Below are 8735 nucleotides of genomic sequence, written 5' to 3'. Positions count from 1 at the left end.
GACATCCTCGTCAACAACGCCGGCTTCGTGCGCGACCGCATGCTCGTCAACGCCACCGAGGACGAGTGGGACGCCGTGATCCGCGTCCACCTCAAGGGCCACTTCGCCCCGCTGCGCCACGCTGCCGCGTACTGGCGCGCCGAGTCGAAGGCTGACCGCCAGCGCGCCGGCCGCGTCATCAACACCACCTCGGGCGCCGGCCTCCAGGGCTCCATCGGCCAGGTCGCGTACTCCGCCGCCAAGGGTGGCATCGCCTCGATGACGCTCGTCGCCGCCGCCGAGCTCGGCCGTGTGGGCGTCACCGTCAACGCGATCGCGCCCGTCGCCAAGACCCGGATGACCGAGGGCGCCTTCGACACCTCCCAGATGGCCCTGCCCGAGGACAACAGCCCCATCGTCGCCTGGCTCGCCTCCGAGGAGGCCGGCCACGTCACCGGTCGCATCTTCGAGTCCGACGGCGGCCTCCTCACCCTCGAGGACGGCTGGAGCCACGGCGCCTCGCGCGACGCCGGCCGCCGATGGGAGGCCACCGAGCTCGGCGACGTCGTCGACGCGCTCATCTCCGAGGGGGCCGTGCCCGACAAGGTGTACGGCTCCTGACCTGAGGAGGCGCTGCGCCGCACTGGGTGGGCCATGTCTCGGAATGCCCCCGGGGGGATACGCGTTGAGCTGGGTGCCGTCCCCGAACGGGGGCTCAATCCGCCGACCGAAAGGATGCCAATGAGCACCACCGAGCTGAACGCAGCCAACTTCGAGAGCACCGTCGCCGGTGGCGACATCGTCTTCGTCGACTTCTGGGCATCCTGGTGCGGCCCGTGCCGCATGTTTGCGCCGGTCTACGAAGCGGCATCCGCAACTCATCCCGACATCGTGTTCGGCAAGGTCGACACCGAGGCCGAGCAGGCACTGGCGAGCGCTGCGCGGATCACCTCCATCCCGACGCTGATGGCGTTCAAGGGTGGCACTCTGGTGTTCTCGCAGCCCGGCGCCCTGCCGGCCGCCAGCCTTGAGGAAGTCATCGCCGCAGTGCGGGACCTCGACGTCGAGGCTGCCCTTTCTGAGCAGAAGCGGAGTGCCTGATGACGAACTACACCCTCACGACCGAGCTCGCCCAGCCGTACGATGCCGCGGTCGCAGCCGTGAAGGCTGCGCTCGCCGAGCAGGGGTTCGGCATCCTGACCGAGATCGACCTCAAGGCCACCCTGAAGGCCAAGCTTGACGTGGACGTGGTGCCCCAGGTGATCCTCGGCGCCTGCCGGCCAGCGCTGGCCCACGAGGCGCTCGCGGCGGAGCCATCGATCGCGGCCGTGCTGCCGTGCAACGTGGTGGTTCGCTCCGTCGACGACGACACGACGGTCGTGGAGGCCTTCAACCCGGACGCGATGATGGGTCTCGCCGACAACGCGGCCCTGCACACCGTGGCGGCAGACGCCAAGCAACGGCTCACGGCCGCGCTGGCGTCACTCGAGGCTCCCGGAGTCGCCTGATCGGTGTGGGTGCCCGCTCCGGCGGGCAACTCCGGGCACTCGCCACGAGCCCCGACCGTCCTTCCGCCCCATCTCGAACCGGTTTGGCGCTACATTGCCGCCATGTCAGACGAGGTCGCGCTCCCGCGCATCGCCTTCACCGACCCTGCCGGCGACTCGCTGGTGGTGGACGCCCGCCCCGGTGACTCGGTGATGGCCACCGCGAGACGGCATGGGGTCCCCGGCATCCGCGGCGACTGCGGCGGCTTCATGGCGTGCGCGACCTGTCACGTGTACGTCGACCCCGCCGACTTCGAGACGTTGGCACCGATCGGCCCGGTCGAGGAGGAGATGCTCTGCGGCACGGCCGCCGAGCGTCTCGAGACCTCCCGTCTGTCCTGCCAGATCGAGGTCGGCGCCGACGCCGACCTTCACGTCACGCTCCCCGAGCGCCAGATCTGACAGCTCCGGACCTGACCCTGACGAACGCGTGCGCTGCTCGTCGCCGCGGGTCTGCTGGGGTTCAGACGCCGCGACACCCCTTCGTGACGGGCCTGGGTGGCGAAGTCCCCGCCAAGGCGGGGACTTCGACACGAAGGCAACGAACGTCAGCGGCGGAGCAGCCGCTTCGCCACGTGCGTCACCTGCACCTCGTTGGAGCCGGCGTAGATCATCAGCACCTTGGCGTCGCGGGCCAGCTGCTCGACGTGGTACTCGGCCATGTAGCCGTTGCCGCCGAAGAGCTGGACGGCCTCCATGGCGACCTCGCTGGCGGCGCGGGAGGCGTACAGCTTCATGGCGGACGCCTCGGCGAGGTCCAGGATCACGCCGCGCCGCTTGTAGTCGAGGCCCTTGAGGACCATGTTCTCGACATTGACGCGGGCGATCTCCATCTCGGCGAGCTTGGCCTGGATGAGCTGGAAGTCGCCGATCGGCTGGCCCCACAGCTCGCGGGTGCGCGCGTAGTCCACGCACAGGCGCAGGCACTCCTCGATGATCCCCAGGCTGAACGTGGCGATGCCGAAGCGCTCCCCGACGAAGTTGGCGCGCGCGGACTCGCGCCCGTCGGCCTTGGGTGCCTCGGACAGGCGCGGCTCGCCGGCCAGCAGGTTGTCCGTGGTGACGCGGACGTTGTCGAAGAACAGCTCGCCGGTGGGGGAGGAGTGCATCCCCATCTTGCGGAACGGCTTGCCCTGCGTGAGTCCCTCCATGCCCTTCTCGAGCACGAAGATCAGCACCGGTGCCTGGCGCTTGTCGGTACCTGAGCCGTCGTCGAGCTTGGCGTAGACGACCATCGTGTCGGCGTACGGGCCGTTGGTGATGAAGGTCTTCTGGCCGTTGAGCACCCAACCGTCGCCGTCTGGCTTTGCGGTCGTACGCATCCCGCCGAAGGCGTCGGAGCCGGAGTCAGGCTCGGTGATCGCCCACGCACCAACCTTGTCGAGGGTCAGCAGGTCGCGCACCCACCGCCTGCGCTGCTCGATCGAGCCGATCGCGTTGATCGTCATCGCCGTCATGCCCGAGGAGATCCCGATGGAGGTAGGGATGCCGGGGCACACCTTGACGAGCTCGATGTTGGAGATCGTCAGGGTCGACGAGTCCATCTCCTCGGGCCGGGGCTGGTCGAACTCTCGCCCGTCGGCCAGCGCCTCGTCGCGCGCGATCTCCCAGTCGAACTTCTCCGCCGCGGCCTCGCCGATGCCGAACGCGGCGTAGTACTCACGGGCGATGTCGTACGGCGGCACGCCACCGTGCTCGAGGTCGTCGCGCGCCGGGCGCACGACCTTGTCGACCCACTTGCGGACCTCGTCGCGGACGGTGAGGTCGTCGTCCGACCAGGTGAACGCGCTCACCTCGTCAGATCCTCTCGATGATGGTGCCCGAGGCCTGGGCGCCGCCGGCGCAGGCGGCGATGAGCGCGGTGGAGGCGTCGCGGCGCTCGAGCTCGTGCAGGGCGGAGGTGATCAGGCGTACGCCGGTCGCGCCGACGGGGTGGCCGAGCGCGATGGCGCCGCCGTTGACGTTGATCTTGTCGTCCGGCACCGCGTGCGCCTTGGCCCAGCTGAGGACGACGGCGGCGAAGGCCTCGTTGACCTCGCAGATGTCGATGTCGCCGATGCCCATGCCGGTGTCGGCGAACATCTTCTCGGTCACCTGGACCGGGCCGTTGAGGTGGTAGTACGGCTCGCCGCCCACGAGGGCGGAGGTGACGATGCGGGCACGGGGGGTGAGGCCCTGAGCCTTGGCGACGTCGGAGTCCATGATGAGCATCGCCGCGGCGCCGTCGGTGATCTGCGAGGCGGTGCCGGCGGTGTGCAGGCCTCCCTCGAGGACCGACTTGAGGGTGCCGAGCTTCTCCAGCGTGGTGTCGCGGACACCCTGGTCGGTCGAGACCTCGCGCTTCTCGCCGGTGTCGTTGCCCTCCTCGTCGAGGACGGGCGCGGTGACCGACATCGTCTCGCGCACGAAGTGGCCGGCGTCCTGGGCAGCCTTGGCCTTCTCCTGCGACCAGAGCCCGAAGGCGTCGAGGTCGGCACGGCTGAAGCCCTTGTCGACGGCGATGCGGTCGGCGCCGGTGAACTGGTCGGGCAGGTCGATGGACCAGTCGGCCGGCCGCGGGTCGCCCATGCCCTTGGGCACGTTGCCGCCGAGCGGTACACGGGACATGGCCTCGACGCCGCAGGCGATGCCCGCGGAGACGACGTCGGCCGCGACGAGCGCGTTGACGAGGGCGGCGGCCTGCTGGCCGGAGGCGCACTGCGCGTCGATGACGGTGGAGCCGGTGGCGTTGTGCAGGCCGGCGTGCATCCACGCGCGGCGGACCATGTTGTTGGACTGCTCCCCGGCCTGGGTGACGCAGCCGCCGACGACCTGGCCGATGAGGCTCGAGTCGACGCCGGCGCGGCGCAGCACCTCAGTCTGCGCGTGGCCCAGGAGGACGGCCGGGTGCATGCCGGCGAGCCACCCCTTGCGCTTGCCGAGGGGCGTACGGACTGCTTCGACGATGACTGGGTATCCCATGCGCCCGAGAATAGAACACGTTCTAATCGCGCGGTAGTGTGCCTGCCGTTCGTGTCATCTTTCGACACGTTGACGTGATCCTCTTCACAACCTACCGACGGTATGTCAGCATTCACGACGACCTGATTCGAAGGTCCAGATGATCTTGGGAGGGATCGTTGTGACTGCAGCACCAGTTCTGCCCGAGGGGTTCGACCCCACTGACCCGGCCATCAACAAGATCGGCGTTCCGCTCAAGGAGTTCATGGAGCTGCGCCGGACCGCGCCCGTGTTCTGGGTGGAGCAGGGGCCCGAGGCCTGCGCGGGGTTCGAGGACGGTGGCTACTGGGCCATCAGCAAGCACGCCGACATCGCCCAGGTGTCGAAGGACTCCAAGAACTTCTCGACGGCCGAGAACGGCGCCATCATCCGCTTCGCGCCCGACATGACGCGTGACCAGGTCGCGCTCCAGGGCGTCATGCTCATCAACAAGGACGCCCCGGACCACACCAAGATGCGCCAGATCATCAGCCGCGGTTTCACCCCGCGTGCGATCAACGCGCTGCACGACGTGCTCCAGGAGCGGGCCAACAAGATCGTCGACGACGCGCTCGCCAAGGGTGAGGGCGACTTCGTGGCCGACGTGGCGGCCGAGCTGCCGCTGCAGGCCATCGCCGACCTGATGGGTGTGCCCCAGGAGGACCGGGCCAAGCTCTTCGACTGGTCCAACCAGATGCTCTCGTACGACGACCCGGACGTGGAGGGCAACGAGGAGATCGCCGCCGCCGAGATCCTGGGGTACGCCATGGGTCTGGCCGACCAGCGTCGTCAGGACCCCAAGGACGACATCATCACGAAGCTGATCTCGCCCCACGACGACGGGTACGGCACGCTCACCGACGACGAGTTCGGCTTCTTCGTCATCCTGCTGGCCGTCGCGGGCAACGAGACCACGCGCAACGCCATCACGCACGGGATGATGGCCTTCTTCGACAACCCCGACCAGTGGGAGCTGTGGAAGAAGGAGCGCCCCTCGACGATGGTCGACGAGGTCATCCGTTGGGCGACGCCCGTGGTCTCGTTCCAGCGCACCGCGCTGGCCGACACCGAGATCGGTGGGCAGGCCATCAAGAAGGGTGAGCGCGTCGGCATCTTCTACGCCTCGGGCAACCACGACGAGGACGTCTTCGAGAACTCGATGACCTTCGACATCACCCGCCAGCACAATCCCCACCTCGCCTTCGGCGGCCACGGCGCGCACTACTGCATCGGCGCCAACCTGGCCCGCCTCGAGGTGGAGATCATGTTCAACACGATCGCCGACCGGATGCCCGACCTGAAGCCCAACGGCGAGGCAACCCGGTTCCGCAGCGGCTGGATCAACGGGATCGTCAGCCTGCCGGTCACCTATGCCTGAGTGAGGGAGAGATTCTGACCGTCGTCGGGAGCGGCGGTCGGTGTCAGCGTGAGGGGTTCCAGCGAGAAGCTGGAACCCCTCACGTGTTTCCGGGGCGCTGACCCACGTACGGTGAAGCTGGACTCCCCTCGGAAGGACAACGCATGCGTACGAACCGGACCGTCGCCGCACTCGCCCTCCTCGTCGCAGTGGGGGTGTCACTGACGGCCTGCGGGGACGACGAGGACTCGCGACCGCGCGGCACCACGACCCAGTCCTCACCGGGATCCACCGACCCCACGGAGACCGGTCCCACCGGGAACGACCAGGAGGGCGAGTCGCCCACGGAGGGAACCGACCCGGGCGAGGTGGACCTCGTCTCCGTGGTCCAGTCGGCGCAGGACCTGGTGGCGGGCGGGTCCGTCGTCGCCGTGGAGTGGGAGAACGACGCAGGGCGCGAGGGCTGGGAGGTGACCCTCACCGCAGCCGGTCGCGGAGTCGAGCTCCTGCTCGCCCCGGACGACCTGAGCGAGGTCTCCCGGCGGGACGTACGGCTCGACGCCGACGAGAAGAAGGCTCCAACGGTCGCGGCGGAGGAGGCGGTCTCCGTCGCCTCGGCCGAGGTTCCCGGCATCGCCGAGGGCATCTCGCTGGACTCCGAGCGGGGTGCGGCCGTGTGGGACGTCGACGTGCGCGGGGCCGAGGGCATGTGGGAGGTACGCCTCGACGCCGTCACGGGCGACGTGCTGCGCAAGGAGCGCGACGACTGAGCGGAGCCCCGGCCCGGGCTGGTCAGTCGCGGGCGGTGAGCACGACGGGGCCGTCCGGCGTGATCGCGACGGTGTGCTCCGAGTGGGCGCCGCGTGAGCCGTCGGCGCTGCGCAGCGTCCAGCCGTCGGCGTCGGTGTAGATCTCGTCACCGCTCGCCAGGAACCACGGCTCGATGGCGATGACCAGCCCCGGACGCAGCGGGTAGCCCCGGCCGGGCGTGCCGTCGTTGGCCACGTGCGGGTCGCCGTGCATGGTCCGCCCGACCCCGTGGCCCCCGAACTGCATGTTGATCTGCAGGCCCGCCTGACGGGCGACCTGCCCGATCGCGTGACCGATGTCCCCGACCGTGCGGCCCGGCTGGGCCACGGCGATCGCGGCGGCGAGTGCGCGCTCGGTCGCGTCGATGAGTGCCAGGTCGGCCGGTGCCGCGGTCCCGACGACGAGGCTGGTCGCCGAGTCGGCCACCCAGCCGTCGACGCTGGCGGCGAAGTCGACGCTGAGCAGGTCGCCGTCCCGGAGCACGTAGTCGTGGGGGAGGCCGTGCAGCACCGCGTCGTTGACCGACGTGCACAGCACCTTGCCGAACGGGGAGGCCCCGAACGAGGGGTGGTAGTCCACGTAGCAGGAGGTCGCGCCCTGCTCCGCGATCATCGAGGCTGCCAGGCGGTCGAGGTCGAGGAGGTTGACGCCGACGTCGGCGGCCTCGCGCAGCGCGGTCAGCACGTCGGCGACGAAACGGCCGGCCGGACGCATGCGCTCGATCTCGGCAGGGGTGCGCAGTTCGATCATGCGCCCACCGTACGGCGCGTGCTCACGCGGTGAGCAGGCTGGTCGCCGCGACCACGACGGTGGCGACGATCTCGCCGATGCCGAGCGCCTTCGGGGTGGGTCGCCGCGGCGGGACGACGTACGCGCGGACGGTGAGGGAGGCGAACACGATGGCGAGGGACAACGACACCCAGCCGACCACGAGCGTGCAGAGCGCGTGGAACGCGACCGACTGGGCCAGGAAGCGCTTGTTGCCGCGCTCGCGGATGGCGCTCTTGACGTAGAACACCGTGCCGCAGAAGTACGCCGCCTGCACCGCCGCCAGCACCCAGGCGGTCCGCAGGTCGGGGTCGCGGCCGGCATCGGCCGCCACCACCGTCATGAGGGCCGAACCCATCGTCATGGTGAGCCCCGAGAGCAGCTCGCGCTCCCGGCGCGCCGCGGCTGCCAGCAGTCCGACCCCGAGGGGTACGGCGAACAGCGGGGCCCACCGCAGGAGTGACGGGTCCGCGAGGGCCACGACCGTCCCGGCGACTGCGGCCACGGCGAGGTACACCGCGGCCGGGCGCGCGTGTCGGGCCCGGCGTCCCGACTTGAGCCAGACCGACGTCGCGTAGAACGCGAAGTACCCGGCGAACCAGAAGACCCCCAGCGGCAGGTGCACCCACGTGGGTCCGGCGTGCAGCACGCCCACGAGCAGGGGCGAGGCGAGCATCGCCCACGCCCCGTGCTGGTTGGGGACCCACCCGGGGGATCGGCGTCTGGCCATGACCGCAACCTAGCCCGCGTCGGCGCGGAACGGATGGGCACAACGGCCCATCCGCGCCGGACGACCGAACCCCTCTCCGCGGGTGCTCAGGAGGTGGGCTTCCCGGCCCCCACGACCCACATGGCGAAGAACTGCGAGCCGCCGCCGTACGCGTGGCCGAGCGCCCGCCGGGCCCCGTCGATCTGGTGCTCCCCGGCAGCCCCGCGCACCTGGAGGGCGGCCTCGCCGAAGCGCAGCATGCCTGACGCCCCGATCGGGTTCGAGGACAGCACGCCCCCGGAGGCGTTGACGGGGATGCGTCCGGTCATGGCGGTCTCGCCCGCCTCCGTCAGCTTCCACCCCTCGCCCTCGGCGGCGAAGCCGAGGTTCTCCAGCCACATCGGCTCGAACCAGCTGAAGGGGACGTAGATCTCCGCGGCGTCGATCTCGTCGATGGGGGAGGTGATCCCCGCCCGCTTCCACAGCGCGGCGGCGGCGTCGCGTCCGGCCTGCGGGTTGACCTGGTCACGACCGGCGGCCGTGGTGGTCTCCGAACGCATCACCGTCCCGTGGATCCAGGCCGGGT

The 8735-nt window shown here is 70.0% G+C and carries 11 protein-coding genes; 6 read left to right on the top strand and 5 right to left on the bottom strand.

Going from position 1 to position 8735, the window contains the following annotated elements; translation table 11 throughout:
• From ACI379_RS12185 to ACI379_RS12170, 4 genes are all read left to right on the top strand, one after another.
• Positions 1-600: SDR family NAD(P)-dependent oxidoreductase (locus ACI379_RS12185; protein WP_439792359.1), on the top strand; the 600-nt coding region annotated here is incomplete at its 5' end.
• Between the two features lie 120 nt (positions 601-720).
• Positions 721-1080 (top strand): thioredoxin, encoded by a 360-nt coding sequence (trxA, locus tag ACI379_RS12180; RefSeq protein ID WP_439792358.1) that lies wholly within the window; start codon positions 721-723, stop codon positions 1078-1080.
• Positions 1080-1487 (top strand): DUF302 domain-containing protein, encoded by a 408-nt coding sequence (locus tag ACI379_RS12175; RefSeq protein WP_439792357.1) that lies wholly within the window; start codon positions 1080-1082, stop codon positions 1485-1487. Before trxA ends, ACI379_RS12175 begins: the two co-directional genes overlap by 1 nt.
• Positions 1488-1589: 102 nt before the next feature.
• On the top strand, positions 1590-1928 hold the full coding sequence (locus tag ACI379_RS12170) for a 2Fe-2S iron-sulfur cluster-binding protein (RefSeq protein ID WP_439792356.1): 339 nt from the start codon (positions 1590-1592) through the stop codon (positions 1926-1928).
• A gap of 146 nt (positions 1929-2074) precedes the next feature.
• Here ACI379_RS12170 and ACI379_RS12165 read toward each other — a convergent pair whose 3' ends face one another.
• Positions 2075-3319 carry an acyl-CoA dehydrogenase family protein gene (locus ACI379_RS12165; protein ID WP_439792355.1) on the bottom strand — a complete coding sequence of 415 codons (1245 nt, stop codon included), beginning with the start codon at positions 3317-3319 and terminating at the stop codon, positions 2075-2077.
• Positions 3320-3323: 4 nt separating this feature from the next.
• A complete protein-coding gene (locus ACI379_RS12160; RefSeq protein WP_439792354.1) occupies positions 3324-4487 on the bottom strand; it encodes a steroid 3-ketoacyl-CoA thiolase in 1164 nt (387 codons plus the stop codon).
• A gap of 160 nt (positions 4488-4647) precedes the next feature.
• Between ACI379_RS12160 and ACI379_RS12155 the strand changes: the two genes are divergently transcribed.
• Entirely contained in the window at positions 4648-5883 is a 1236-nt protein-coding gene (locus ACI379_RS12155) for a cytochrome P450 (protein ID WP_439792353.1), read from the top strand.
• A 143-nt stretch (positions 5884-6026) separates the two neighbouring features.
• Positions 6027-6632 (top strand): PepSY domain-containing protein, encoded by a 606-nt coding sequence (locus ACI379_RS12150; RefSeq protein WP_439792352.1) that lies wholly within the window; start codon positions 6027-6029, stop codon positions 6630-6632.
• Positions 6633-6654: 22 nt separating this feature from the next.
• On the opposite strand, the gene map is transcribed toward ACI379_RS12150, so the two are convergent.
• The 3 genes from map to ACI379_RS12135 form a co-directional block, all read right to left on the bottom strand.
• Positions 6655-7422, bottom strand: coding sequence for a type I methionyl aminopeptidase (map, locus tag ACI379_RS12145; protein ID WP_439792351.1), 768 nt, complete (start codon positions 7420-7422; stop codon positions 6655-6657).
• A 22-nt stretch (positions 7423-7444) separates the two neighbouring features.
• Positions 7445-8170 (bottom strand): YwiC-like family protein, encoded by a 726-nt coding sequence (locus tag ACI379_RS12140; protein ID WP_439792350.1) that lies wholly within the window; start codon positions 8168-8170, stop codon positions 7445-7447.
• An 86-nt stretch (positions 8171-8256) separates the two neighbouring features.
• A partial coding sequence (locus ACI379_RS12135) for a thiolase C-terminal domain-containing protein (protein WP_439792349.1) occupies positions 8257-8735 on the bottom strand: 479 nt, incomplete at its 5' end.

It is taken from the genome of Nocardioides sp. (assembly GCF_051876515.1).
GTDB lineage: Bacteria > Actinomycetota > Actinomycetes > Propionibacteriales > Nocardioidaceae > Nocardioides.
This window is presented reverse-complemented; position numbering and strand designations above follow the sequence as displayed.

What these genes read in the sequence shown, in the direction of transcription:
- trxA (WP_439792358.1), top strand. Translation starts at nt 721, where the DNA reads ATGAGCACCACCGAGCTGAACGCAGCCAACTTCGAGAGCACCGTCGCC.
- ACI379_RS12175 (WP_439792357.1), top strand. Translation starts at nt 1,080, where the DNA reads ATGACGAACTACACCCTCACGACCGAGCTCGCCCAGCCGTACGATGCC.
- ACI379_RS12170 (WP_439792356.1), top strand. Translation starts at nt 1,590, where the DNA reads ATGTCAGACGAGGTCGCGCTCCCGCGCATCGCCTTCACCGACCCTGCC.
- ACI379_RS12160 (WP_439792354.1), bottom strand. Translation starts at nt 4,487, where the DNA reads ATGGGATACCCAGTCATCGTCGAAGCAGTCCGTACGCCCCTCGGCAAG.
- ACI379_RS12150 (WP_439792352.1), top strand. Translation starts at nt 6,027, where the DNA reads ATGCGTACGAACCGGACCGTCGCCGCACTCGCCCTCCTCGTCGCAGTG.
- map (WP_439792351.1), bottom strand. Translation starts at nt 7,422, where the DNA reads ATGATCGAACTGCGCACCCCTGCCGAGATCGAGCGCATGCGTCCGGCC.
- ACI379_RS12140 (WP_439792350.1), bottom strand. Translation starts at nt 8,170, where the DNA reads ATGGCCAGACGCCGATCCCCCGGGTGGGTCCCCAACCAGCACGGGGCG.